Origin of the sequence: Thiocystis violacea (assembly GCF_016583575.1) — a bacterium.
GTDB classification, from domain to species: Bacteria; Pseudomonadota; Gammaproteobacteria; order Chromatiales; family Chromatiaceae; genus Thiocystis; species Thiocystis violacea.
In genome coordinates this window covers 1-24,769 of the sequence record NZ_NRRG01000008.1, presented here as the reverse complement: position 1 = coordinate 24,769, position 24,769 = coordinate 1, and the positions used below count along the sequence as shown (strand labels likewise).

Annotated in this window: 20 protein-coding genes; 2 read left to right on the top strand and 18 right to left on the bottom strand. The window is 67.9% G+C overall.

What is annotated here, in order from left to right:
- Positions 1-588 precede the first annotated feature (588 nt).
- Complete coding sequence (gene ltrA / locus CKO27_RS05970) at positions 589-1,923, bottom strand: group II intron reverse transcriptase/maturase (protein ID WP_200373966.1); 1,335 nt, start codon at positions 1,921-1,923, stop codon at positions 589-591.
- A 782-nt stretch (positions 1,924-2,705) separates the two neighbouring features.
- Here ltrA and CKO27_RS05965 point away from each other — a divergent pair.
- The gene (locus CKO27_RS05965; RefSeq protein WP_200373965.1) at positions 2,706-3,848 is read left to right on the top strand and encodes a hypothetical protein; all 1,143 of its coding nucleotides are present in this window, start codon (positions 2,706-2,708) and stop codon (positions 3,846-3,848) included.
- A gap of 233 nt (positions 3,849-4,081) precedes the next feature.
- Here the strand turns inward: CKO27_RS05965 and CKO27_RS05960 are convergent, their stop codons facing one another.
- From CKO27_RS05960 to traL, 13 genes are all read right to left on the bottom strand, one after another.
- A complete protein-coding gene (locus tag CKO27_RS05960; RefSeq protein ID WP_200373964.1) occupies positions 4,082-4,729 on the bottom strand; it encodes a hypothetical protein in 648 nt (215 codons plus the stop codon).
- Positions 4,730-4,812: 83 nt separating this feature from the next.
- A complete protein-coding gene (gene traN, locus CKO27_RS05955; RefSeq protein WP_242470761.1) occupies positions 4,813-7,173 on the bottom strand; it encodes a conjugal transfer protein TraN in 2,361 nt (786 codons plus the stop codon).
- Between the two features lie 31 nt (positions 7,174-7,204).
- Entirely contained in the window at positions 7,205-8,263 is a 1,059-nt protein-coding gene (locus tag CKO27_RS05950; RefSeq protein ID WP_200373962.1) for a TraU family protein, read from the bottom strand.
- Positions 8,264-8,265: 2 nt separating this feature from the next.
- The gene (locus CKO27_RS05945; protein WP_338115908.1) at positions 8,266-9,441 is read right to left on the bottom strand and encodes a TrbC family F-type conjugative pilus assembly protein; all 1,176 of its coding nucleotides are present in this window, start codon (positions 9,439-9,441) and stop codon (positions 8,266-8,268) included.
- 19 nt (positions 9,442-9,460) lie between these two features.
- On the bottom strand, positions 9,461-10,024 hold the full coding sequence (gene lepB / locus CKO27_RS05940; protein ID WP_200373960.1) for a signal peptidase I: 564 nt from the start codon (positions 10,022-10,024) through the stop codon (positions 9,461-9,463).
- A gap of 104 nt (positions 10,025-10,128) precedes the next feature.
- Positions 10,129-12,525 carry a type IV secretion system protein TraC gene (gene traC, locus CKO27_RS05935; RefSeq protein ID WP_200373959.1) on the bottom strand — a complete coding sequence of 799 codons (2,397 nt, stop codon included), beginning with the start codon at positions 12,523-12,525 and terminating at the stop codon, positions 10,129-10,131.
- A complete protein-coding gene (locus tag CKO27_RS05930) occupies positions 12,522-12,839 on the bottom strand; it encodes an RRXRR domain-containing protein (RefSeq protein WP_200373958.1) in 318 nt (105 codons plus the stop codon). The genes traC and CKO27_RS05930 overlap by 4 nt, the downstream gene beginning before the upstream one ends.
- Positions 12,840-12,943: 104 nt before the next feature.
- The gene (gene traA, locus CKO27_RS05925; RefSeq protein ID WP_200373957.1) at positions 12,944-13,270 is read right to left on the bottom strand and encodes a TraA family conjugative transfer protein; all 327 of its coding nucleotides are present in this window, start codon (positions 13,268-13,270) and stop codon (positions 12,944-12,946) included.
- Positions 13,271-13,293: 23 nt separating this feature from the next.
- Entirely contained in the window at positions 13,294-14,772 is a 1,479-nt protein-coding gene (locus CKO27_RS05920) for a TraV family lipoprotein (protein ID WP_200373956.1), read from the bottom strand.
- A 10-nt stretch (positions 14,773-14,782) separates the two neighbouring features.
- A complete protein-coding gene (locus tag CKO27_RS05915; protein ID WP_200373955.1) occupies positions 14,783-16,120 on the bottom strand; it encodes a TrbI/VirB10 family protein in 1,338 nt (445 codons plus the stop codon).
- Positions 16,121-17,086, bottom strand: coding sequence for a TraK domain-containing protein (locus tag CKO27_RS05910; protein ID WP_200374042.1), 966 nt, complete (start codon positions 17,084-17,086; stop codon positions 16,121-16,123).
- A 47-nt stretch (positions 17,087-17,133) separates the two neighbouring features.
- On the bottom strand, positions 17,134-17,751 hold the full coding sequence (locus CKO27_RS05905) for a TraE/TraK family type IV conjugative transfer system protein (protein WP_200373954.1): 618 nt from the start codon (positions 17,749-17,751) through the stop codon (positions 17,134-17,136).
- On the bottom strand, positions 17,748-18,029 hold the full coding sequence (gene traL / locus CKO27_RS05900; protein ID WP_200373953.1) for a type IV conjugative transfer system protein TraL: 282 nt from the start codon (positions 18,027-18,029) through the stop codon (positions 17,748-17,750). The genes CKO27_RS05905 and traL overlap by 4 nt, the downstream gene beginning before the upstream one ends.
- Positions 18,030-18,260: 231 nt before the next feature.
- On the opposite strand from traL, the gene CKO27_RS05895 reads away from it, so the two are divergent.
- On the top strand, positions 18,261-18,752 hold the full coding sequence (locus CKO27_RS05895; RefSeq protein WP_200373952.1) for a hypothetical protein: 492 nt from the start codon (positions 18,261-18,263) through the stop codon (positions 18,750-18,752).
- Positions 18,753-18,768: 16 nt separating this feature from the next.
- On the opposite strand, the gene CKO27_RS05890 is transcribed toward CKO27_RS05895, so the two are convergent.
- From CKO27_RS05890 to CKO27_RS05875, 4 genes are all read right to left on the bottom strand, one after another.
- Positions 18,769-19,392, bottom strand: coding sequence for an IncC plasmid conjugative DNA transfer DtrJ family protein (locus CKO27_RS05890; protein WP_200373951.1), 624 nt, complete (start codon positions 19,390-19,392; stop codon positions 18,769-18,771).
- Between the two features lie 2 nt (positions 19,393-19,394).
- A complete protein-coding gene (traD, locus tag CKO27_RS05885; protein WP_242470760.1) occupies positions 19,395-21,260 on the bottom strand; it encodes a conjugative transfer system coupling protein TraD in 1,866 nt (621 codons plus the stop codon).
- The gene (gene mobH, locus CKO27_RS05880) at positions 21,250-23,355 is read right to left on the bottom strand and encodes a MobH family relaxase (RefSeq protein WP_200373950.1); all 2,106 of its coding nucleotides are present in this window, start codon (positions 23,353-23,355) and stop codon (positions 21,250-21,252) included. The genes traD and mobH overlap by 11 nt, the downstream gene beginning before the upstream one ends.
- A gap of 694 nt (positions 23,356-24,049) precedes the next feature.
- Complete coding sequence (locus CKO27_RS05875; protein WP_242470759.1) at positions 24,050-24,403, bottom strand: DNA-binding protein; 354 nt, start codon at positions 24,401-24,403, stop codon at positions 24,050-24,052.
- Between the last annotated feature and the right edge of the window lie 366 nt (positions 24,404-24,769).

The window sequence follows — 24,769 nt, the reverse complement described above, 5'->3', positions numbered from 1 at the left end:
GCTCTCTGTCAGCATCCAGCGGAGCCTGTAGGCCAGGAGCCGCGCAAACTTGCTCTTCGAACTGCGATGCTCCGATCCCGTGCGAGACGGCTAAAACGGCGCATAGAGACCATCGACCGATCGGCTCAAGTCCACCGTCGTCGCGAGTGCGCCAGCCCTGGAGGGCTTGAGCCCTTGCAGACCCAGTTCCAACCAACGCCCGATCAGACTCCGCGTCGATGGCCTCTGGTCTCAAGGTGCGGCTCTTCGGGGTTGCCATACTGGAGGGAGATGACACACCTCGGTGACGCTCGCTATGCTAGAAACGGCAGCATGAGGATCACGGCGGGCACGGCCGCTCTCGATCCGACTGGTTCTCTTGTCACCGTTCCGAGCACTGGAGATTCGTTGATCGGCGTCCGCAGTCGGCTGGACAGCCGACGCTGGCCTGTGCCTCGAGTTACATATACGGAGAGTAAGCCGGGTCCTTGCCGTCGGTTAGGCTGACGTTTGTGTTCTCCGTTGGCCGCCTGGTTTCCCGGCGGTGCCACATGATCTCGGCCATACGACGGTTCGTTCCCGGCTCCTCGCAGAACCGGACTTGGAGTGTTACACCATCCGGCTCCCAGCTTGAGTCTTCCACCAAGGGACGGGGTAGAGGTCGTGAATGATCCGCGCCGTCGGGAGCATGGGCTTGATGACCGCAGAGAAGCGCTTCCAGGTCAACGAACGACGTTGGCTGCGCCGGTTGAGCCATTTGAACAACAGGCCCGTGGCCGCGTAGAGATAACCCGACACGCCCCGGCTATTGCCGCTCACACCGTAGTACTGGATGTGGCCGCGCAGATGCCGGATCAGGTAAGCCACCATCGCCCGCCCGCCTTGCGCCCGCAACCCACGCAGGCGCTCGCTCAGGAGCTTGAGCTTCTTGCGGACCCGCTTGCCGTCGGTCTTGCGCCCGACGACGAAACGCCCCGTTCGGCTCTTCCCAACGTAATGGGTCAAGCCGAGGAAGCTGAAGGTCCGTGGTCCGGGCGTTTCCGCCCCCGTCCGACCCAGTTGCTCGCTGCCGAAACGCAGCAGTGCCGTTTTGCTCGGCTCGACTTCCAGGTCGAACTGCGCCAGGCGTGCGGTCATCTCGCCGAGAAAGGCCCGTGCATCTCCTTCGTGCTCGAAGCAGGCCACGTAGTCGTCGGCATAGCGAATCAGGTACGCCCGCCCCGTGCAGGTCCCCGCAAACCGTTTCTCGAACCAGAGGTCGAGCACATAATGCAGGTAGATATTGCTGAGCACGGGCGAGACCAGACCCCCTTGCGGGGCGCCTTCGTCGCTCGCCGTGAACGCGCCGTCTTCCATGATGCCGGCCTTCAGGAACCGCCGCACGATCCGCAACAGATTGGGATCGCCGATGCGGTGCTCCAGGAATTCCATGAGCTGGGAGTGTGACAGATGGTCAAAGAAGCCTTTGATGTCCGCCTCCACCACCCACTGCGTGCGCCCGTTGGTGATGACCTCGGCCACCCGGCGCAGCGCATCGTGCGCGCTGCGGCCCGGCCGAAACCCGAACGAGCCGTCCCGAAACTCCGGCTCCCAAATAGCCTGGAGGATGCGGCTGAGGCGATCTTGGACCAGGCGGTCCTCGAAGCTCGGCACCCCCAACGGCCGATAGCGGCCGTCCCCTTTCGGGATATAGGTGCGCCGCACCGGCGGCGGCCGGTACCCCAGACGGCGAATCCGTGCCGACAGATCTTCCAGACGCGCGTCCAGACCCACGGCATAGTCGTCCTTCCTGACCCCGTCGACTCCGGGCGCCTTGCGTCCGTCCTGGCGCTCGAAGCTTTCGCGCAACCCCTCCGGGTCAAACAGCATGCCCATCAGGGACGTGAACCGCGTGTGCGGCTCCGCGTGCGCCTTCAGTGTGAAACGCTCAAGCTTGCTGGTCACGGTCAGAGTCCTCTCGGTGTAGGGCCGTGTTTCACTCTTGCGTTGTCTCAAACCGCCACCCCTTCGCTCCACCCGCATTACCGGGTATCACCGCTACTCTAGGTGGCTCCGACTTCCGCGCATCACTGCCCGCGTCCTCGCTTTTGACACTTGTTCGCGGGTGCCCGCCTCCGGCGGACCGATACACGGATCTCCCTGGTTACCACGTACTCTCGATGTCAGGCTCGATGCGGTCTCGGACCCCGGGGAGTTCCCGTGCCACTCGCCAGAGCGCGACACGGTCTGTTGCCTGCCGGGGGGACAAACCCGTCGGCACTCACCCATGTTCTTTTCGGGGCTCAATACCTTCAAGGTCGGCTCCACCCGTTACCCTTACACCTCGCCTGCTTTCGTGCCTACGCATCGACGCGCCTGTTACCAGCCGCGCCGCAAGGCTCGATACCGGGCTCGTGGCTAGCGATTACCCGGACGGGGCTCCCACCCGCTAGAATACGCAGCCTTGCCAGGCCGCACCGTCCCCGGAACTCTGTCCCGGAACTCTGTCCCGGAACTCCCCAACCTTTAGCCAGAGCGAAGACTTGCTGACGCACGGGGTTCGGCCGGTACGATGATCGCTCGCGAGTTGCAGGCAATGTGCGCGTGCGCCGAAAAATCGAATGACTGGACGCACGGCCGTCGCAGCCAGTGAATTGCGCGCCTGCGAACGGATGACTGCGAGCGCCTGCATTTAATTGATCTGCCGGGTATTTGACAACATTGATTCTCATGGGAGTCATCATATCATGCCACTACGATCGAGTTGGTTTTCCGGCAACGAGCGCTGTCAGCAATGCGCGGTAATAGACGCGAAGCACATTCTGCTAGGTGACTCGGGTTTACATGTCTTCTTGATCCAAAAGGCATTGACCCTGCTTCATGGTTCCGTGATAGAGCCCACCGAGCTGGATCAGTGGAGGTACGGTGCTTCGACCAGCGCTGCCGTGCTTCGGTACAAGGAAGCGCGCACTATTATCAACCGCACCTACCAGCAGAAGGCCGACGATATCGTTGGCAAGATGACAATGGCTTCGCTCGACGAGGGCATGCACGCCTTTGAGTCAGGTCTCTTGTTGTTGGGTGGAGCAGGCTTAATGTTCGGGCGGATCTTGCTGGCCGCCCCCAGGGTGATCAAGACCTCTGGCCCCCGCATGGTGGTGATCAGCGAGACCGCACAGCCGTGGTCGAAATGGGCCGACCAGTTCGTTGCGGCGGAGCCGAAGGCGCGCGTAAAGGTGCCGATTCCCGCCGGGCAGAGTCCGGCAAACATCGCCCGGGTCTATAAGCATGCAATCGCGCTCGCGGGTGCGGGCGGTACGGTGATCATTAGTGTCGGCCATGGAATTCCATCCGATGTCTCTAAGGATGACGGGATGTTTGACCTGGGGCCGCTGGGCTCGTTCAAGATTGGCGGGCGCAATGCACTGCTCGTGGGCGATCAGCCACCCTCCGATACACCAAAAAACAAACTTGTTTTCCATCATACGCAGGTCTTCTACGCCGATTCCCCACCCAAGCCGTATCGCTCCCGCAAGGCCGACGATGAAGACAGCAAGAGCACAACGGCGCAGACCCGATTGAATAACTGGAAAGCCTACGAAGATATTTCGGCGGCGTTCAAGGCGCAAAGGCTCTACAGTGTCATCATGCTCACATGCCGCATCGGCGGTGCGTCCGGAATGATCAGAAAAGTGGCCCAGCAATGGGGGACACCGATCACTGGTTATAAGCGGCGAATCGTTGGGCAAGAACAGGCCAACAAACGAGTACGTGTCTTCCTCCAAGGTGACCCCGAGGGTAGTTACTACCAGTGGCCGAATACCAGCAATACGCCTGCCAGCGAAACATTCTTTCCATTTTCGCGCGACATGGTGGTGCTTCATCCCTGACGACGCCAAACGACGATGCGAGCTAGTCAAGCGTCGCCTGTTAGGCCGAAATCGCGACGCAGGAGACCGGGCGAGGCGCTCTGTAACAGGCCGGCAACGTTTGAGCGCTGTGCCCGATTCAGGGCCTCTGGTCAGGTCGCTCCATGACCGTCAGATTGGCTGGATGTAGCGTTGGATCGTCGCAGGACGTTAACGGCCGGGTCGAAGAAGGCGGCTCCAGCCGATGGTGTCACTCAGCGCCTCCACGCCTGCATCATGCGCGCAAAGTAGAGCACGACCCAGAACAGCGACGTACCACCCCCCGCGAACACCATCATCTCCTGCATGCCCATCCCGCGACTGATGTAGCGCAGCGCCATCAATCCCGCCGCCAGCAGGATCAGCACCGGGGTCATGTCGAGATAGCGTACCGCCGCCTCGTGCGTGAGCGCGCGCAAGGTGGCGCGGCTCACCGAGCGCTCGACCAGCGCCTGATCGAGCATGCCCTGAACGGCCGCCGGGATGCCGCCGGAGTCGCGCACCATCGCGCGGACGAAGGCGCGCCGGATGCGCGCGGACTCGAAGGCGATGGGATGCACCATCAGCCACTGCTCGACCCAATCGCGGGTGTCCGGACTCACCAGCGGTTTGAGGTCGACCGTCAGTTGGAATTTCCACAGCAGGCGCTGAATCCGCGCCCGGCGGTTGTCGGCATCCATCCCCGCGCAAAGCTGGCAGTGATCGGCGAGCTGGGCCAGCATCTCGGCCTGCGTCGGTGCGACCTCCAGGGCCTCGGCGAAGAGGATCACATCGTCGCGGCGCCGCAGCGAGGCCAGGATCAGCGCCATCTGATCGGCCACCGGTTCGCGCGAGAGGTTGCGCTGCACGTGGCAGAACTGCACCACGCCCGGCCCTTCACCACGACCGAGGAGCCTGCCAGCAAGGCGCTCATGATCTGCGCGATCTCCTTCCAAGATCGTCCGGATCAAGGCGTCGCCTCAGCGGATCCTGGCACGGTCTCCAGCGTCTCCTCCCAGCCTTGCGCCTCGGCCGCCCGATTCGCCTCACCGACCGTCTGGACGTCGCTCAGATCCTCCAGCCGATCAGCCGTGCGATTGCCCTCCCCCTCGGTCAGCGTCTCCAAGTCCAGATCGGTCGTGGTGACGATGAGGTCCGCCTCGGTGAGCATAACCAGCCATTCCGAGAGATCGATGCGGCTCCAATCGACCTGGGCCAGGCGCTCGACCGCGATCCCCGCGCAGTTGGGATGCTTGGCGCTCCCGTAGCCGCCGATTCCCGCTTGTCCCCGGATCTGCTCGTTCAAAATCCGCGACAGCGGCGAGTTGAAACAGCAGAAACGGTCACGGGATTCGATGCAGGCCCCGAAGAAATTCTTCTTGCAGTAGGAACCGACACGGTGACACGACTTCAGCTCGCGCTGCACGCCGAGCGTGAACTCGTCCTCGGTGCATTCCCAGATGAGCTGGATCAGGATCATGACGATGGTGTAGACCAGATAGGCCCACATCACCCATTGGATGACCACCGTGATGGCGGGATTGAGGGCCACGGTCGCGGCCACCGAGCCGTCGGCGGCTACCGCCGCCCCACCGCTCGCGGCCTCGACGAAGAGCGCATTGGCGGCCTGCGCGCCGAAGGTCTCGGCGGTCCATTGCACCGTCTGCTGGAGGAGCTGCTGCTTGAAGCTCGCGATCAGCCCCTGCTTGGCCGCCTCCGTCGTCACCGCCGCGGTGTTGCCGGTAATGTTATTGACCGCCGAGGTGAAGGCGTCCTTGACCGCCGACCAGGTGTCGACCATGGGTGAGCGCAGGGTCTCCCAGGCGCCGAAGGCGGGATTGGAGACGCCCGCCTTCACCAGCGACAGGGTCACGCTGTCGAGCTTGGCGACCGAGAACATCAGCTGCAGATAGAGCCCGAGCGAAATCCCGCTCGGGCGCTCGCAACAGTTGACGATCCCGCCAACCGCGCGCTTGCACTCCAGGGCCTCGCCCTTGAACACCTGGCAGCTTCCGCTCGTACAGTCGGCATCCAGGGAGACCATCTCGGCGGCATTGAGCGCCGCTACGGCTTCATCAAAATCATCGGACGACTCCGGCGCGATCGCCACACAGTCGTCGCCCAGACAACGAATCTCCCCGCCGCACTCCAGCTCCGAGGTGCGCTCGATCCCGGCGATCTCCTGATCGGTCCCGCAGTCGTAGACCACCTGATCGACGTAGCAGACCCCCGAGCGGCCGGTCGCTTCCTCGGCACACTGGCGGCTCACCCGTCGGCAGTTGGGATTGGCGTCGAGGGCCGCGCAGTTGTCCAACTCGCCGGGATTCTCGGGGCAGTGGGTGACGCCATCCGGATCGGTCCAGCAATCCATCCGGCCCTCGTTGAAACTGGTGCAGTCGAGGGCGACGCCGACCTGCAGACAGGCCGCACCGATGCCGGAGAACTGCTCCCAAGGCTCGTTGCCGGTCTCGCCCAGATAGGGCGGCGCGACCAGCTCGCTCCCGCACAGCTCACCGCCGGTGACCGGGACGCAGTCGGCGTCGGGATTCCCGGTGCAGGTCGTGACGCTGCGGCAGAAACCGTCCATGAGGCGTTCGTTGAGCGTCTGGAGACAGGCCGCCGACTCCCAGCTCCACAGATCCACCCGCTTCTCGACCCGGCGCACCAGCTCCATGATGGGCTCGCCGGTCTCGGGATCGGTACCCACCTGGACCGGATCCCAGTGGACCGTGGCGTCCAGGGTGCGGGTCGCCGTGCAACCGAGCTTGGGCTGGTCCTTGTCCGGAATCAGGCAGGCTTCATAGTCGGGAACATGGACCGTGCGGGGACGGCTCAGGAAGCTGTTGTCCCAGGTGCAGTCGGCATAGGTCGCCGTGAAGTCATCGAGCGAGCCGAGGGTCGCGTCGGTGAAGTCCCACAGCGGATCGGCGCTTAGATCGGTGCGTTCGCGCTCGACCGGCTCCAGCAGGGTCTGGTACGCCTGACCGGTGGCCGAAGACTCGGCGTAGGGGGTGTCGACCAGGGTTTGCTGGGTCTGAAGACCCGCCGCCTCCAAGGCGATTGGATTACCGTAGAGCGCGCTCCAATCCGTGACCGCGCCCGCCTCGGCGCCGGGGAAATAGACCCGGTAGTCGTCCGGCTGATCGAAGGGGGCCAAGCGGGTCGGATCGCTTCCGAGCTGGCTCCCCAACCCCTGCCCATCGGTAGCGGCCTGATCAAAGTCGAGCGCCCGACGCAGGTCATCGCCCCACACCAGCGCCCAGGGGGTCCAGACGATCGCCAGAACCAGGATCCAGACGAGCCATCGGGTTCCAGTGCGCACAGGCATGGCCGCGCCTACCCACAGCGGAACTGAAGGGTCAAAGCCAGGTCGCACAACAGTCATGCCAGCGCCAGATCAGATAGAGGTGATCCTCGCCCACGCCGGGGACGTTGCGCCACATCCCCCAGCGCAACTCGCTCTCACCGATGACGTGGTTGGAATTGGCCTCCGGAAGCGGATAGAACTGGGACAGCCGGTACTGGGTCTTGGGCAGCATGAGCGCGAAGGGCGCCTCGCAGAGGGCCTCGTCCCCGACGGTCCGACGCGCCAGTCCGCGCCGGTGCAGGGCCGCCAGCACCCGCGCGCTCGCCAGACTCATCTCCGAGGGACGCCCGTTGAGGGTCGGGGTGCGTCCGGTGAAGGGATAGAGCCCGCCCCAGGCGCCGGCGCACCAGAACAGGGTATCGAGCGGCTTCTGGAGCGTGGTGGCCGAGGCGGCATCGACGAGACAGGCCGCCTGAGCGATGGGATTGGCGACGAAGGCGGCCTCGGGATTGGTGAAGAAGGCCAGCTCGTCGTTGTTCCAGGTCGGATCCAGCTCGGAGAGATAGAGCACGTCGAAGTCGGTCAGGTGATCGACGTTGCAGCGGTCCGGAAAGAACAGATCGAGCATCACCAGGATCGGGAAGGCGTAGTAGTGATAGTTGTAGAACGCCTTGTCGGAGCCGTCGTAGTTGGCCTGACCGGGCGTGCCGAGCATGCGCCAGGACCCCAGATCGAGCCGGGCACCGCCCAACGCGGGCAGACAGCCCGGCACCCGCACCAGCTCGACGATCCGCGCCGGCTCCCACATCCCGATCACCACGCCGGGACTCGGCAGACCGGCCGGGTCGGGACAGGCACAGAGCGCCTGGTCGCTGGCCCCGCTCGGCACGGAGCCGCCGCCGATCGGCGCCCCGGCGATCTTGAGCGGAAAGAGACAGCTCCAGCAGATGTCGGTGATGAGCTTGGGGCCAAGCAGCTCGGCGTCGGGACAGACGGCGTTGCCCAGACCGGCGGTGGTCTCTTCCTGGGCGCGCACGGTCAGGGCCAGCGCGAGCAACAAACCCACCAGTACGGCGGCCTGAAGGAAGCGGCACCGCCAGATCCTGCCCATCCTCAGCCCTCCGGCACCCATTCCGACACCACCAGGGAGCCATCGCGCGACTCGACCACCGCCGGCACCCGCTCGATCCGGAAGCGGCGCTGGACGTCGGGGGTGAGGAGGTAAAGCGAATCCTGCAACACCGTCTGGACATCACGGTAGCCGCCCCACCCCGCCGCCCGATCCAGGCGCGTCGCCAGATAGAGCGGCAGCCGCCCCTCGGCGCGACTCGCCGCGCCGCGCCGCGCGACCTCGGCGACCTGACGCGGATCGGTGGCGTCGAAGATGAACAGACGCTGACGGAAGGGGAGGATCGCGAGCGGATCGACGCGCTCGCCGGCACGGATCGCGACGGTTCCGTCCGGGAGGGTCACGTCGGCCTCGACGACGACGGTCCGCTCCAGGCGCCGCTCGCGCGGGCGCTCCGCCGCTGGCAGTTCGGCCAGCTCGGCCCGCTCCCAATAGCGCGCCAGGGCGGCTTCGCGCCGGGCGCTCCAGTCGATGGCGGCCAGACGCCGCTGCAATTCGGCGATCAGGTCGGGTTCGCTGACCGCGACGGTCGGACCGCGCACCCCCAGATCGCCCCGTCGCCCCTGCCCCACCTGCTCCAGCAGCCAGTCCGGACGGCTGATCCCGCTGACGCGGGCCAGCTCCTTCCCGGCCCCATCGGTCACGATCAGGGTCGGAGCCAGCTCGACCAAGGGGGTCTGGAAGGGACGCGGATCGATCTCGACGCGTGGAACGACCTTGCGGCCCAGATCCTCTCGCGCTTGACGCAGAAGCCCGTGGATCTGGCGAATAAAATCACCCAGCGATTCGCCCGGCGCCACGCCCCGAAAGACCACCCGCACCTCGGGCCGACCGGCGGCCTGCGCGAACAGCTCGCGCAGTTGCGCCTCGCCCAGGGCACGCGAGGCGAGAATGGTGAGCGTCCGTTCCCGGCCGCCTGGCCCCGTCGACGGCGCATCGGGGGTCGGAAGCCTGACCCACGACGGCGCGCCCGGCTCCAGGTGGCCCAACCCTCGCGACCACGCCTCGATCGACGCGTTCTGGTCTGTCAGCCATCCCGGCAGCGGCGTCCCCAGCGCCCGCTCCTGAATCCGCACCGCCCGATCGCGCAGCGCCGGATCCGGTAACGGCTCACCGGCCCCAGGCTCGGCGACGACCAGGGTCGCCAGAGCCGGGATCACGACCGTCGCCCATCGCCACTCAAAAGAGCGCATACGCCTTCCCCACGACCCGCGCCTGCGGCAGGAAGCCCCAATAGCGCGAGTCGAAGCTGTCGGCGGTCTCCCCGAGCATCCAGAAGTGCTCGACCGGGACGCGCTCGTGGCGCTCTAGGCTCGCCGGATCGCGCCGAAGGGCCGGGGCGAGCGCGAGTCCCTCGACCATCGGCAGGCCGTTGATGGCGGTCTCGGCGCGCGTCACCGTCACCCAATCCCCCGGCACCCCGGCGGCGCGCTTGACGAACAGGCGTCCCTCGAAGGCCTCCACCCCCAGCCCCTGCGCGCGAAAGGCCACCAGGTCGCCCTGAACCACATCCTCGGGACCGACGAAGGTGTCGATCAGGAACACCCGCGCGGACTCCAGGCAACCGCGGGCCTGAAGATCGAGGCCGAGGCGGTAGCGGATCGCCCCGTAGGCGCCGACAGCCAGAACCAGGCTCAGGGCCGCGATGGCGAGCACCGCCCAGCGCCACCCGAGCGCCCGGAGACCGGCCCCCCAGCGCCGCGCCCAGCGTCGCGCCGGTGGCGCGGCGTTACTCCGGCGCATACGGGACGTCCGCCATCCGCTCCGCTCGACCCTCTAGGGCCAGAGCCAGCGGACGACCGAGCCGCCGGGCGGCGCGGATGACCGGCGCCGACGGTGGACGCGTCTCAACCATGCCCGCGCTCCGCGAGCCGCCGACGGATGGCCGCATCGATCGACAAGCCCTGGCGGCGCAGCGCCGTCAGCGCCGCGACCTCGCGCGGGTGGGTCGAATAGAGCAACTGCCGGAAGGTATCGACGATGAGGCGCCCGATCCCGGCTCCATAGTCGCCGATGACCAGGATCTCGGAATAGACACCAGGGACCGTATGCACGGTCTTCAACAGCTCCGCCCCGCCCTCGGTCAGCGGCAGGCGCTTGGCCGCGCGCAGCTGATCGATCGCCTGCGCCGGCTGGGCGAGCAGGAAGGTGTGGGCCGAGTTCTCGGCGATCGCCCGCCCGGTCGGATGGGCATAAAGGTCGTTGAGCGACTGGGTGACCGTGACGGCGGCGCCCCGGTACTTGCGAAAGCGCCGATAGCCGGTCTCGATGAAACGGGCGACATCGCCCTGGGCGAGCAGATCCCAAGCCTCGTCGATGATCACCAGCTTGGCCTGGTCGCGCTCGCCCAGGTACATCGCCTGCTGGATCTGATAGATCAGTTGCAGCAGCACCACCTGTTGCAGATGCTTGCGCCCTTTGAGTTCCTCCAGTTCGAGCACCACGAAGGGGGCGGCGAACTCAATGCTGTTGGGTCCGTTGAAGAAGCGCCCGTACTCACCCTGGGTGGTGAAGGGATAGATCTGGGTGCCCAGATCGCTCAGGCGCGCATCCGCCTCGGCCCTCAAGGCCCGCGCGATCCCGTCGATGGTCATGGCCGCCCCCTGGTCATCCCAGACCGCCTTGAGCACCCGCTTGAGACCGGCGAGGGCGTAATCGTCCAGCCCGCCGGAAGGCGCGATCATGGCCCCGACCAGGGCGGCGATCATGTCGGCCTCCTCGTCCCAATGGACCACCAGCTCGAAGGGATTGAGACCGATCCGCGTCTCGCGGGTGAAGGCGAGGAACTGCCCGTCGAGCGCCTCGCAGAGCTTCTCGTAGGAGCGCCCGACGTCGATCACCCAGCACCGCCCTCCGACCGAGAGCGTAGTGGAGATCAGCTCGTTGGTCAGAAACGACTTGCCCGCGCCCGACTGGGCGGCAATGCAGGCGTTGTAGTTGGAGGCGGAGTCGAACAGCGAGAGGTTCATGAGCTGCCCGCCGCGGCTGACGAGGTTCAACACCGGGGTGCCGCTGCCCTTCCAGTCTCCATGCACCGGCATCAGGTTGACCGCGTGCGAGGCCGCCAGGGTGCGGTAGCGCTGCATGTCACGGATCGCCCCGCGATCGGCGCCGAAGGGCAGCGCGTTGAGAAACAGCGGCAGGGTGAAGAAACGGTCGCTGACCACCTGGAAGCCCAGCTCGCGCCAGTAGGTGCGCAGGTTCGAGGCGGCGGCGGTGGCCTGGTCCTTGGGCGCGAACAGCACCAGACCCAGATGCGCCCGCACCGGCCGGTCCCCGGCGTCGAGGCGTTCGAAGAGCACGCGAAAGCCGCGCGCCCGCTCGGCCAGGCGCGGCAGATAGACGGCGATCGGCCCGGTCGCCATGTTGGTCGCCCACTGACTCTGGGTCTGGAGTCGCGTGCGGGTGGTCTCGGGCTCGGGAAAGTGGAGGTTCAGACACACCAGCAGGTTGTGCGGGATGCCGCGCGTCCCCGAGAAGGGGTCGCTCAGATAGCGCGCGGCGAGCCCAAAGTGCAGCCGGTCGGGAAAGCGCTTGACCGACAGGGTCTGAACCCGGCAGTCGCCGAGCGTCAGCCCCTGGGCGTCCACCTCCAGGGCCTGATCGGGGTCGAGGAACTGCTCGCGCAGGATCCGCGTCGGATCCGCCTCGGGCGTCACCCGCTCGCGCCAGGTCGCCTCTGGCCCCCAGTTGAGCAGGCTATTCATGAGCCGGACCAGATCCCCGGCCATCAGTGGACGGGGCTGAAGTCCGACGGTTGAGAGCACCTGCTCGGTGCTCGCGCGCAGATCGAGCGCGGCCTGATGGGCGGCGGCGCTCGGCAAGGGACCCGGCAGCGGGAGCTTGACGGTCACCAGAACCTGGACGTCACGCACCCGGGTGTCGGATTGGCGGATGAGCGGCGCGCTCACCCCGGCGCGCAGAAAGGCCGCCCGCTCGGCGGTCGCCGCGCGCAACAGGGGATGCCGCAGCTCGGTGCGCAGGCCGTTCATCGCCGCGAGCGGTGCCTCAATGTCGGGCGAGGCCCAGAGGACGATCTGCAGCAGGGTATCGGTCGGCCATTCCTGATTGACCAGCGCCGTGAGGCGGTCGGCATGGCCCTGATCGGCCCCGGCCAGGGGCTGACCGTGCCACCCGAAGGCGAGGCTCTGGTCGTCGAGCAGGAAGATCCCCGGCTCGGGATCGCAGGCCAAGGTCGGAAAGAGCGCGGCGGCGCGCTCGCCCTGAAAACGGCGCTCTCTCATCGGGTGGACTCCGCATCGCCCGCCATCGCGACGGGGCCGACGACCCGGTGTAATTGCAGCAACAGCGGATCGGTCGAGAGCACCCGAACGCGCCGGCGTCGCAACAGCTCGCGGGCGCGCGCCGGATGGCAGGGTTTGAGCAGCCGACGGTTGGCGTCGCACACCAGCACCGGCGTGCGCCCCTGCACGCGGGCCAGGGCCTGCTCCAGAAAGCGATCGCGCGCCGCCGGCGACAGCTCGGCCAGGGACGCGAACAGGGCCTTGGGGACCGACAGATAGTGGCGGGTCTCGGGCCAGGGGTCGCACAGGGACATGGCGCTCCTCTCTGATTCGGGGGATGGGCCGTTGCCGGCCCGGTCTCGGCCGGGAGTGGCCGGTGGCGCTGTGAAGGCGCAGGAGAGAGCCACCGAGCGTCCCCTCAGGCGAGCGGCAGGGTCGCGGTGAAGAGGGTGTCGATGATGTTCGGCGCGACCAGCATCCCGACCCCCGCCGAGACGCCGACCACGAAGCCCATGATCGACTGGCGCATCACGCCGGCGACCAGTCCGACCAGGATGAAGGCGATGGCGATGACCTTGCCGAGCAGGCCGGTCATCCAGCCGGTGAGGAGCGTGTAGACTTCCTGGAACTCGGTGCCGGTGGTGTCGCCGGTGCCGGAGCTGGCGGCGGCGAGCAGGGGGGCGAAGGCCAGGGCCAGGAACAGCATCCGGCCGGCCAGGTGGTGTCGGTCATGAGACGTCATCATCGGGGTTTCCTCTGTCGGTTCGATCAATTCAAGGAGCGCCGGGGCTCGCCGGTCGCGGAGGGACAGGGCTCGCCCGCGCACGTCGGTTGGCGACGCGGGGGTGCGGAAGACTCCCCGCCGCCCGGCGCGACGCGCGCCTCGACCTGGAGGGGCTTGAGCCGGGCGTTGGAGAAGCGGTCTGGCCCGGCGGCGAGGCTCCAGGTGCGCGGAGTGATCTCGGTGAAGACGTAACCGCTCGCGTGCAGGTCGGCGTTCTCGTCTTCCCAGGGGGCGAGCCAGAGACGCATCACCTGCGCGGGTACCCGCTGCGGGATGGGGTCGCGTGAGCGGGGTTGTAGCCGGTCGTCCTCGGCCACGATGGGCGGAGCCTCCACGGGCGCCTTGATGGGGAGCGGCTCGTCACCTGGCGGATCCTTGACCGGGGTCGGTGCCACTGTGAACAGATCCGCATCCTCACCGAAGAACCCGACCGCCGCGCGGGTCCGCTTCGCGGTGCCCAGGGTTGGGCGTCGCGGCGACTCGCCGGACCGCGGCCAATCCGCCGCGCGCTCCCCGTCGGGCGGCTGGAGCACATCCGTCCCATTGGTCAGCTCATAGACCCGCGAGGCGGGCAAGCACAAGGGATCGCTTGGATGCCCCTTACAGCCAAAGCGCTTCTCGCCCACGGCGAGCGAGCCGCAGCCGCTGGTCAGCAGGCTCGCGCCCGTGAGCAGCAGGATCAGGACACCTCGGGTGAGCCAGGCCAGCAGATCGGTCGGTACGCCCGCGTGCAAGCGTCCGTCCGGTGCGATCAGGAAGGGCACCTGGGTGAGGCCGAGCAGTTGGGCGGTGACCAGGGCACGCTGGAGGGCGCCCTGTCCGCAGGCGCCCTCGGCCGGCGGCAGGGTCTCAAAGGCCTGGCTGACCAGGGCCTCACGCGCGGCCGCCGGATCCCGCTCGGCCAAACAGTTGAGCCGCACCACCGTGGCCAGGGACGGCTTGCCGAGCACCCCCAGCGGGATGAGGCGAACGCGATAGGGCGCCCGTTGCGACGGCGATAGCGCCTGGAGCTGATCGAGCAGCGTGGCGCACTGTGGGCCTTCGGGATCGAGGAAAACCCAGACCTCCTCGGTCCCCTCCCCTTCCCCCAGATCCAGCGCCCCCAGATCACTGGCGTCGAGCTTGAGGCGCGTCCGGTCGATCCGCCCCATCAGCCGGTCGGCCTCGGCGAGCGAGGTTAGGCGCTCCCCATGCCAGAGGTCGATCGCCGGACCCAGGAAGGCATAGCGCCCGTTGGTCGAGACGAAGAACACCCGCTCGCCCGACTGGACCATCTGGACCCCCGGCACCGGCAGACGGCGCATCCCGTCGATGCCTAGCATGAGCTGTGCGATGTCGTCGGGCTCCATGGTCACAGCCCCTGCCCTTTCATCGCCAACCGCGCCCGCCGACAGACCGACCAATAGGAGCAGGACCAGAGCCAGGGTGAATGGGCTCACCAGTTTTTTTGTTCGGATACGCATCAGTCCCTCCTCACCGCCGCCCATCACGGCGACGATTCGCCTGGGCCAGTTGCAGAGAAGCCCCGCGATTGAGGATCACCTCGATCGGACGCCCGGCATCGACCTCGATCACCGGGAAGATGTTCTCGGCCATGTCGAGGTAATACTGGGCGAGCCGATCGAGCGCCTTGCCGGTCCCGGTGATGGCCGCCGCCTGCGCCGAATCGCTGGACAACACGTCCTGGTATTGGACCTTGCCGTCGCTGGTGGTCGAAATGGTCGTCACCGAGGACTTGTTGAAGACATCCGAGATTCCCTGCAGGAAGGACACCTGCATGGCGCGGGCGATCACCTGCCCCTGCTTGGAGACCAGGCGCCCGCGCAGCCCCACCTTGCCGTCCTCGCCGACGGCGTAGCCATCGACCGGGATCTCGATCACGCCGCCGTCGCGGCGCACGCAGGCGATGACCTCGGTGCGCAGGAAGGCGCGCTCGCTCGAAAGCTCGCCGTAGCCCGCCACCGTGATGAAGCACTCGCGCACATCGGCGCGGAAGCGGTTGGGGAGGATGGCGTCGTGCTTGAGGCGCACCAGGGCCGGATAGGGATCGCGGCGGGCCTGTCGTCCGGTGGGGGCATCCATCCCGGAGAGCAGAACCCCGCGCAGCAGGCTGCCGGCAGGGATCAGGAGGGCGGTGTCAGCGGGATCGCCGGCCTGCTTGGCGTTCGCGGACGCCGCCGAGGGCGTCGCCGGGGCCTGCTCCACCACGCGGATCGTCAGCGGTCCGCTCGCCCGCGTTGGCTGGGCCGCTGGCGATGGACTCAGAGCGGTGAGCGGCGTGGCCGGCGGGCGCTCGAACAGCGCCGGATCGTCCAGAGGCGGCGGCCGGAGCGGGCGCGCCGTCTTCGACTCGGAGGCCGGAGACGCCGCTGGCTGGCTGGGTGGCACTGTGGTTGACGTCGGCATCGCCGGACGCGCCTGAAGATCCTCCCGCAGCCGGGTGATCTCCTGCCGCAGGGCCTGGATCTCGGTCTGCTGGGACTGACGCAGCTGCTCGACCTGGCGGTTGAGCGTCGCCGCTTCGCCGGGGCCGCGCTGACGCTCGCGCGCCGTCGCCTGGGCCAGCTCGCGCTCAAGCTGGGTCAGGCGATTGGCCAGGCCGTCGATGCCGAGCGCGCGCGGATCGGCATCGGTCAGCAGGTTCCGGGTGAGCCGTTCGCGCGCCGGCTCGGCGCGCGTGCCTGGCGTGGCAGGCTCGTCCAGGGCGATCGCCGCGATCAGCGCGACCACTCCCAGCACCGCGCCGATCAGCAGCCCGCGGCGCAGGCCGGGCGAGAGGCGCTCCCAGGTCTCGGCGGGCGTGAGCGGCATCTAGCGGCCTCCCACCCGCCGCAGCGAGGGCCGTGCGGGGCGGCGCTCCTCCGGCGTCGGACGGCGCACCGCCACATAGAGTTCCACCTGCTCGCCCGGAGCCAGCCAGACCTGCGGCCAGGCGGCCACCGCGACCGTGTCCCCGTCGAGATCGGCACGGCAGGCGGGCTCCTCGATCTCCAGTTCGGCGTCCGTGGCGTTGCGCGCGAGCGCCGTCACCAGCCAAAGATCGCCGCCTTCGAGAACCTGACCGCGGCGGGTTTCGAGCCCGAGCTGGAGGCAGGTCACGGTCTCCTGGCTCCGCGCCTCGCGCAGACCGTAACCCTCAGGGATCTCCTCCCGGGCTAGGGCGCGCATGGCCTCGATGAGGGCCGTGACGTAGTCGGGCGCGGCGCCGCCACCCGGTGCGGAAGGAACCGCGACGGGCGAGGCGCTGGGGAGCGGCTCGGTCAGGACCAGCCGGATCTCGCGCGGGGGGATGCGCCTTGGGGCGAGCGTCAGGGAGAGGGCCTGATTGGGATCGGACGCCTCGCTGACGAAGAGGGTCACCGGCGTCTCGCTCGCGGTGGCGACATAGAGGGCCGAGCCGTCGACATGGGTGCTGGCCTCCGAGACGGTGCGCACCTGTGGATTCGGGAAGGGGGTGAGAATGCGGTTCAAATGGTCGATGGCGATCTCGAGGATGAGGTTGACGCCGATGGTGGCCTCCACCGTCACCGGGCCGACCTCCAGGTGGGTCGGGCTCGGAGCCGGCGACTCCGCCTTCACGGGCCGGAAACGCCCGCCCCAGTCGTCGGGCTCCAGCGTCCGCTGGCCGGCGAGCACCGCATCCGGGATCGGCGGCAGCTCGATGCCGATGTCCTCGGGCTGGGCCAAGGCCGAGCCGAGGCCCGCGATGAGCAGCCCAAGGGTCCAGGCGAGCCGTGGCGATCGAGCGCGGGGGGCGGTCAAGCGGGCGAGCGGCATATCGGCCATCCTCCTTCGCCGCGGGCGGATGGACGGCCCGAGCGTGGTCATTGAGCGGACGCCGTCGAGGCGCCGTCGTCGGTGGGATCCGCCCCGCGCCCCTGGCGCTCGCGCGCATTCGGATAGGCATCCAGGTGCGTGATCAGTGGGCGGTAGTGGCGAAAGGTGACCTGCACCTCGTAGGTCCGGGGTCGGGTCACCGGGTCGGCACCGGGGCCGGTGATGACCTGCTGCCCGCTCACCCGCACCCGGTCGGTGGCGGCCTCGTACTGGACGAGTTCGGGGGCGAAGCGCACGCTCACCCGGTCGCGCTTGAGGGCTTCGACCTGCTCGTCGAGGATCCCGGCGACGGCGCGGCGCAGACCCGGACTCAGCAGCGGCTCCAGGGTCTGACGCAGGAAGGGCGCATTGGTCGGGGTGACATTGCCCAGCAGTTCGGTGACGAACAGCGCCCAGGCCTCCTTGACCTCCTGGCTGGCGGCGGCGCGCGCCACGTTGACCTGGCTCTCCAGGATCGGCGGCACCAGCACCACGGTGCGCTCGGCCTGCAGCAGCGCGCCGAGGGTGAGCAGGTTGGTGGCCAGCAGCGCGATCAGGATCCCGCGGTGAAAGCGGTTTTCCGCCACCAGGCGCGACCAGGTGTGGCGAAAGCCGGTCAGGGTCATGGGAGATAGCGCCGCACGAAGGGGTTGGGCGTGGTGCGATGCCCCATCGGTATCAGCCCGATCCAGTAGAGCGCGTGCAGCGCATAGCCGTCGGCGCGGCTTTCGCGGAAGCGGCCGTAGAGGCGCACGATCACCAGCCCGAGCAGGATGAACAGCAGCGGGCGATTGACCAGGATGCCGATCGCCAATACCAGGAAGAAGGGCGCGACATCGTCGATGCGCCAGAACAGCAGGTTCGGCGGATCGTCGATGTGACGGGGCAGTTCCAGGGTCGCCATCGGGGTCGCTCGCTTCGGTCGGGACAGTGGGCTCGGTGCGCGACACGATGCCGACTTTCCCGCCTCGCGTCAGCCAACAACGGTTATTCGCCCAAGAACCGTTTCCGGACAGGGAGGCGCGACCGCGCGGACTCCGACCGATAGCGGTTCGCATCGCTCCCGACGCCTCCCGGCGCACCGCCGCCGAGCTAGACTTAAAGGACACCGCGTCCACTCGTGGAGGATCCTGTCATGTCTAGCGTTCATGCGTGGCGAATCGCGCCCGCCGTCTTCGCCGCCCTCCTGCTCCTGTGCGCGCACGCCTGGGCGCAACCGGCCTCCAAGACGGCGGCCGCCGCCGCGCTCGAGGTGCGTGTGCTGGAGGCCCGGATTCGACCGGGAGCTGGAGCGCGCGAGGAGGCGATCTACCGCATGGAGGTCATCTCGGTGCTGCGCTCCAGCGTTCGCGCAAAGCCGGGAGACATCATCCTGGTGCGCGCCGAGGCCGCGCCCAAGGAGGCTCGGCCCGGGGGCCTGGAGGTGTCGCGGATCCCTCACCGTCTGGTTCCGGGCTGGATCGGGGTCGCTTATCTCAACCCCGACTCGCCGCCGAACGATCCCGCCGGCCAGGCGCGCTTCGCCGTCGCCGATGGCGCTGGCTTCGAGGACATCCCGCAAGGACCGCCTTCGGCGACCTGGATCGAATGGATCGAAGCCGAGCCAAGTCGATCGTCGTCGGATTGATCCGGTGGCGTTGATCTCACAGCTGTTTGGGCAGATGGGCGATGCCGGTGCCGATCAGGCGCACGGCGATCAGGGTCAGAAGGGGAATCACGAAGGGGTGTAGGGGCAGCGGCAGCCATAGGGCCAACAGCAGGAGTCCGACCACCAGGGCCAGACCGGTGCGACTGGCCTGGCGGGCGACCGGGCTCGGGTAGTCGAAGCCCAATTGACGGATCCGCCAGCGCCAGTGTCCTTCGAGCACACCGGCGACGAGCAGCAGTACGAGCGCCGGTGCCCAGGCCGCCAGCAGCGCGGCGCGCCGACAGGCCAGCTCGGCCAGTAGACGGATCGCCCGCGAGCGCTCGGCGAGCCAGGCCGGATCGATCCCCTCGAGTCGGACCGCCCCGGCGCGGTCGAACCAGGGGTCCGGCGCGCCCAGGTGCCCGGAGCACGGGCGTTGCGCCCATGCGAGCACGGCCTCGGCGCTCCGGTCGCCGAGTCCCTGCCGGTACCAGTTCGGCTCCAGAGCCTGGACCTGCTCAAGCCAGACGGTCGGCACCCAGAGTGCGACGACGAGCACGCTCACCAGAAGCAGGAGCAGCACCGCCAAGCCACCCGCACCGACCGGGCCGCGCGCCGGACCAGACTCCGGAGCCGGCATGGTCAGTCGACCGGTGCCATCGGTTGGAGGTCCGCGAGCGCCCTCCCCTGACGCCCCGCGACCCGCGCCGCGGCACCGCTCGGGCGCTCGCGCAGAATCGGCAGGCGCCCCTTGACGATCCGCCCGCCCGCCAGTCGGGCGATGTAGTGCAGGTTAGGCAGCATCCCTAAAAGCGCCGGCTGGAACAGCTCGCTCGCCTCCTCCTTGAGCTGCTCGCCGACATTGCCCGAGTGTTGCAGGGGGTTGCGCTGGGTGGAGGTTGCCTGGGTGCGGGTGAGGGTCTTGAGACGGACCTTGGGCAGGCTGGCGGTGACGTACTCCTGGGTCTCGCTGTCGAGCACCCGCAGGGCGATCAGCGTATTGAGGTTGCCGAGCACCTGGCGCGCCTTGGCGGCACTGCCGGTGCGGGCGGCGAAGTCGGCGAAGGTTTGGGTGGCGATGGTCAGGCGCAGTCCCGCCCCCCGCCCCTTGTTGAGCAGCTGGATCAGGGGATCGTTGACCAACTCGGCGGCCTCGTCGACGAAGACGTTCACCGGACGGTGCTGGACACTGTAGTTGTAGCGATCGCCGGCGACGGCCGCCAGGTCGGCGATGAGGATGGAACCGATGGCCGCCCCGACCAGGCCGTCGGAGAGCGAATCCAGCCCGATGTAGGCGACCTGGGCGCGCTCGATGATGCGCGCCATGGCGGTGATCGGACGCGGATCCTCCGGATCGTCGCTGTCGGGCGACAGCAGCGGCCCGAGCGACCCGGCGGTGAGCATGTTGAGGATGGGGAAGAGGCTCGCGACCATCTTGGAGAAGTGTACTTTGTCGTGCTCGAACAGCGAGACCAGCCCGTCGATCACGGTGGAGGGGTGCTGGGTGCGGATCTCTTGATAGAAGCGCACCAGGCCGCGCGCCTTGGCCGTGGGGTCGTGGGCCTTGCCGAGGTAGCGCGCCGCCCGGCCCTCCCAGCCGGGGATCCGCTCGTCGAACCAGCGCGTGAGGACCCGCACCACCAAGGTCTCGACCCCGCCTTCGAGATAACGGCGCAGATTGACCAGATTGGGCCGTTCCCCAGCGGCCAGCAGGCCGCCGATGACGTGCGAGAGCGCCATCTGCGAGAAGCTCTTGAAGGGATCGTTGCCGCTCACGCTCGGCATGATGGCGGCGATGCGGCTGGCGAGTTCGGTGGCGCGATGGAAGCTGTAGAGCGGATCGATGCGGTGACTGCGGTCCGGAAAGGCGGGATGGAAGCTGACGAAGCGTTGGGACTCGCCGCGGCGTGCGCAGGCGCGCTGGGCCGAGGCCCGCAGATCCCGGTCGCCCTTGGGATCGAGGATCACCACCGCCTCGCCGCGCTCCACCGCCTGGGCGACCAGCAGTTCGAGCAGCCGGGTCTTACCGGACCCGGTGGTGCCGACGATCAGCAGATGGCCGGCGCTGTGGCTGACCGGCAGCCACACCGGGGTCTCGTGGGGGCTGAGTCCGTGCAGCCAGTGCGCGCCGAGGTCCGGATGGGGCGGCACGATCCGCTCGGGACCGACGCGGATCAATTCCAGGGCGAGTTGCGCGTGCTCGGCGTTCCAGTCGAAGCCCCAGCCGAGCCAGAGATCCTCCGGGCGGCGTTGGCCGTGCGCGCGAAGCCGCTCGGGATCCAGAAAGGCCAGCGGCTGGCCGCCGAGACGCGCCCGGCGCTGGCGGTGACGTCGCGCGGCCGGCCACCAGCGCAGTCCCATCAGGATCGCCAGCACCGCGAGCAGTTGCAAGGGCCGCCGAGACAACGGCCAGAGCGGATGTAGCGCGGCGGCCAGCGCCGCGACCGCGAGCCAGGTCAGGAGCGCCGCGCGCTCGAAGTTGGGCCGCCAGGGGGGATTATAGGCCAAGGGTCAGAATACCTTTTTCAACCGGACGGGCGTTCGGCAAGCGCTCAAGGGCACGGCGCAGGGCGGTCTCGGAGACGCCGGCGCGACGGGCGCCGTCGAGGATGGGGCCACGCAGGGGAATCGAGAGGGCGCCGGGGCGCTCGGTGATTGGACCCAGGGTCGGATCGCGCGCGAGGAGACGTTGGCGGATGGTCCGCGCGTACGCGGTCGCGGGGGTCGCGGGGACGCCTTTCGCACGGGTCCGGTTCGACGGGTCGTCACCGTCGGTGGCCTCGTTGGCCACCAATTGGGGCTGGATCGTCTCCGGCGGACGCGATGGGACCGAGTCGGCTCCCAGTCCCAGAGCGACCAACCGGCGCGAGACCGACCGCCTCAGCCATACGCCGGAGACTCCGTCATGCTCGCGGACCTTGAGCATGGGCCGCAGTGGATCACGCTCGATCCAGTCGCGGACGACGAAGGTCTCAAGGATCTCTCCGGGGGCTACGTCCCAGCCGGCAAGCCCCTGCGGATAGGGCAGAAAGAGCTGGCCCTGAATCAGGCTTGGGCGGGCGTCGGTTGTCAGTCGATCCTTTGAACAGGCCTCGGCCAGGGCGATCAGAACGTCTCCGGCCGGCCCCTGTTGACTTAGCCAATCGCGGGCCTGATCCCGCTCGGAGGGCTCGGCCAGTGTGGCGCTTCCACCCAGCTCGGCGAGGCGTGGCACGCCGGCCTTTGGAGCCCCTCCTTCCGCTTCTTGTCCGGAGTCGAGCGCCGGGACCGTCGCGGAGACCAAGGTGACGGTTGGTGCGACATCCGCCGCTTCCGCCACGACGACGGACGCCAAGCCAGACTCAGGAACCGTCGTGACCAAGGGCGTAGCCGGCGGCACCACGCCCGAGAACAGCAGCTCCGGGCTCGCCAAACGCAGGAAGCTCAGCTCAACCGTCTGCTCTCGAGCCAGGAGGGCCGGAGCCAGACGCCAGTAGCGCGCCGCCGGCACGCCCTCCCCCAGCGGTCGTACCCGCGCCAGATGACGCTCGATCAGGATGTCCGCCAGGGTGTCCGGATCGCGCGGGATGCCCGGAATGCGTTCGCTGGCGAGCCGCTGAACGAGCGCCTCGGCGCACGCGGGCCAGACCAGATGCACCTGGTTGGGCGGAAAGATCCACACCCGCGCCCCGGGCGTGTTGACCGTCCAGGTCCCGTCGCGCAGCAGCGAGCGCATGGTATCGATCAGATAGCGTTCGATCGGTACCCCAAGCGAGAGGGCGTCCGGGTCGAGGCGGTTCTCGCGCAGATCCTGGGCGACGCTGACCCGATCGGCCTCGCGCATCAGCTCACCGAGCAGCGCCTGGTCGTCCATCCCGGCCAGCACCCGGCCCAGGGTGAGCCAGACCAGGGGATCGGGGTCCATCAGCCAGTGGCGCACCGGCCGGGTCATGAGCTGCGGCAGCACGGCGGCGGTGAAGAGCTCATGGCCGTGATGGACGCGTTGGCTGTGCCAGCGCAGGAAGTAGCGGTCGACACCGTGCGCACCGGCCCACTCGGCCAGCGGCTCGTCGAGCGGTTGCCAGCGGTGGGTTCCGGTCCGATCCACGACCGAAAGATCCGCCACCGGCTTGCCGACATCGTGCAGCAGCCCGGCGATGCCGGCCGCCAGATGCCAGCGGGGCTCGAGGATCCGCCGCTCCTCGGGTAGACGGTCGAGGGCGAAGAGGCGTCCGCGACTGGCACGGGCGGCCTGGAAGGCGACCTCGAGTCCATGTCGGAAGAGTCCGCCGGCGCCGCGATGGTGATGGGTTTCGGAGGCGGGCAGCAGATGAACGAAGGCGGCGTAGCGCTCGACCAGGGGGAGGACGAGCGTTTGAAAATCCGCGTCGCCAAAGGCCAGGGCGTCCTGAAGACTGGCAACGAGGGGACGCTGGGTGGCGAGGATCTGGGCCGTGGAGGCAATCGGCAAACCCTTGAGGAAGGGCGGATAGCGGGGGATCTCCGGCGCCGGGTCAAGCTCGCTGGACGCTCCCGAGGCGTCAGGACCGCTGGAGGAGCCTTCGAGGTCATCGGCGCGAAAGACGGACCAGGCGGCTCGGCAACGGGTCATCAGGCTAGACATGGGCGCGCGGGCAACGGATGGGCGACAGATCGGCCTATGCCAGCATGTTGGCGCCCGAGGGGCGAGGAAGAACGGTGATGCGGAACTTTACCGTTGTGGTCACAGCTCCTCGGCGGGGTGGCTCATCCTCCGGCGCGCCGGGGTCCAAGGGCCTGGCCAACGCCACGAGGCGCGGCCCCCAGGTCTCCGGATCAACTGACGAATTTTCGGCGTGATCACCGGTCTGGTGCGGATGGTGGTATGAGGGGATATCGAGTCGGACAGTCCTGGATGTCGATCATCAGCGTACAGCGACCTTCGTCGTTCCTGGAACTCGCGCTTTAGTTGATTCTCGTGGTCTTCGGCGTACCTATAGATAGACTGCTTTGACGGCTGGCTTTGGCGTTGATTCCTTCCCCCGGTGTCAGGATAGAAGTCGCCTCCCTTTGGGAGGATGTGTGTGAGGATGAGGACATTATAGTCCTGGGGCCTAGCGCCCCTTGGGCGTCGCTGGGAAGGAGCCCGTAGGGCGACTGGACAGCGACGCCCAAGGGGCGCGGCGCAAACGCGCCGGCACCGGGACGCACCAAGAGGCGACGGATTTTGAAGACCGACTCGGACGAACTGAAAGCCAGCCTCCTGGCCAAAAGGCTCCCCCCAATCCCGTCAGCGTACCCGTGTTGGCGCGCGAGTACGGGATTCCCCGTGACACCCTCTACGGTTGGCGCCGTCTAGCCGGTGACCCGACGGGGCTGGCGACCACCCCGCCCGGCCCGGCCCGGTCGGCGTCCTGAGCGGTGCCGAGACGTTCGCGGCGGTGGTGGAGTTCCCTTCCCTCACTCCGTCGCCCCCGGCGCGCCGCCTCCACGCAAGCGCTCTCCCAGAGCGTCACCACCCCGCTTTGCAGCGCCTCGGGCAGCACCGGTAATTGAAAGCGGCACGCCGCCTCGCCGATCCAGTCGTTGACCCCGGCCGAGATCTCCTGCAGCCCCCCGTGCCCACCGAGGGCTGCACGCACCGCCGCCACCGTCGGCCGCCAACTGACAGGCCGCCTGCCGCGTCTGCCCATATGCACTCATCCCACCCTCACCTCCTCGGTTCGCGCCACGGCCCGGCACCGTCCAGCCCCCCGTCGCCGGCGCCCCCCGACCGGCGACCCATCCTCTGATTATCGAAAACCGTAAAACGTTTTAAAAATATTTCGTGACGCTTTTGCCCCTTACTATCAGGCACGATAACAACAACTATCACAGCTGATCGCCCGGGATCGATGCACCCACCCGACGGTCGCCTTGGCCGTGCCCGGGCGTGGAACATCGCGCTCAGCGCCCTGGTTTCACCGTGATTTGGCCCGATTCAGACCGATACGCACTAGGATAAACAAGCGCTTGGCGGAGCATCCCGGTGCGCCGGCGTGGAACATCCCCACCCGCAC

What these genes read in the sequence shown, in the direction of transcription:
- lepB (WP_200373960.1), bottom strand. Translation starts at nt 10,024, where the DNA reads ATGCGCCGGAGTAACGCCGCGCCACCGGCGCGACGCTGGGCGCGGCGC.
- traL (WP_200373953.1), bottom strand. Translation starts at nt 18,029, where the DNA reads ATGGCGACCCTGGAACTGCCCCGTCACATCGACGATCCGCCGAACCTG.
- CKO27_RS05915 (WP_200373955.1), bottom strand. Translation starts at nt 16,120, where the DNA reads ATGCCGCTCACGCCCGCCGAGACCTGGGAGCGCCTCTCGCCCGGCCTG.
- CKO27_RS05895 (WP_200373952.1), top strand. Translation starts at nt 18,261, where the DNA reads ATGTCTAGCGTTCATGCGTGGCGAATCGCGCCCGCCGTCTTCGCCGCC.
- traA (WP_200373957.1), bottom strand. Translation starts at nt 13,270, where the DNA reads ATGATGACGTCTCATGACCGACACCACCTGGCCGGCCGGATGCTGTTC.
- CKO27_RS05930 (WP_200373958.1), bottom strand. Translation starts at nt 12,839, where the DNA reads ATGTCCCTGTGCGACCCCTGGCCCGAGACCCGCCACTATCTGTCGGTC.
- CKO27_RS05965 (WP_200373965.1), top strand. Translation starts at nt 2,706, where the DNA reads ATGCCACTACGATCGAGTTGGTTTTCCGGCAACGAGCGCTGTCAGCAA.
- CKO27_RS05910 (WP_200374042.1), bottom strand. Translation starts at nt 17,086, where the DNA reads ATGCCGCTCGCCCGCTTGACCGCCCCCCGCGCTCGATCGCCACGGCTC.
- CKO27_RS05890 (WP_200373951.1), bottom strand. Translation starts at nt 19,392, where the DNA reads ATGCCGGCTCCGGAGTCTGGTCCGGCGCGCGGCCCGGTCGGTGCGGGT.
- traN (WP_242470761.1), bottom strand. Translation starts at nt 7,173, where the DNA reads ATGCCTGTGCGCACTGGAACCCGATGGCTCGTCTGGATCCTGGTTCTG.
- CKO27_RS05905 (WP_200373954.1), bottom strand. Translation starts at nt 17,751, where the DNA reads ATGACCCTGACCGGCTTTCGCCACACCTGGTCGCGCCTGGTGGCGGAA.
- CKO27_RS05875 (WP_242470759.1), bottom strand. Translation starts at nt 24,403, where the DNA reads ATGGGCAGACGCGGCAGGCGGCCTGTCAGTTGGCGGCCGACGGTGGCG.
- CKO27_RS05950 (WP_200373962.1), bottom strand. Translation starts at nt 8,263, where the DNA reads ATGGGCAGGATCTGGCGGTGCCGCTTCCTTCAGGCCGCCGTACTGGTG.
- traC (WP_200373959.1), bottom strand. Translation starts at nt 12,525, where the DNA reads ATGAGAGAGCGCCGTTTTCAGGGCGAGCGCGCCGCCGCGCTCTTTCCG.
- CKO27_RS05920 (WP_200373956.1), bottom strand. Translation starts at nt 14,772, where the DNA reads ATGCGTATCCGAACAAAAAAACTGGTGAGCCCATTCACCCTGGCTCTG.
- mobH (WP_200373950.1), bottom strand. Translation starts at nt 23,355, where the DNA reads ATGTCTAGCCTGATGACCCGTTGCCGAGCCGCCTGGTCCGTCTTTCGC.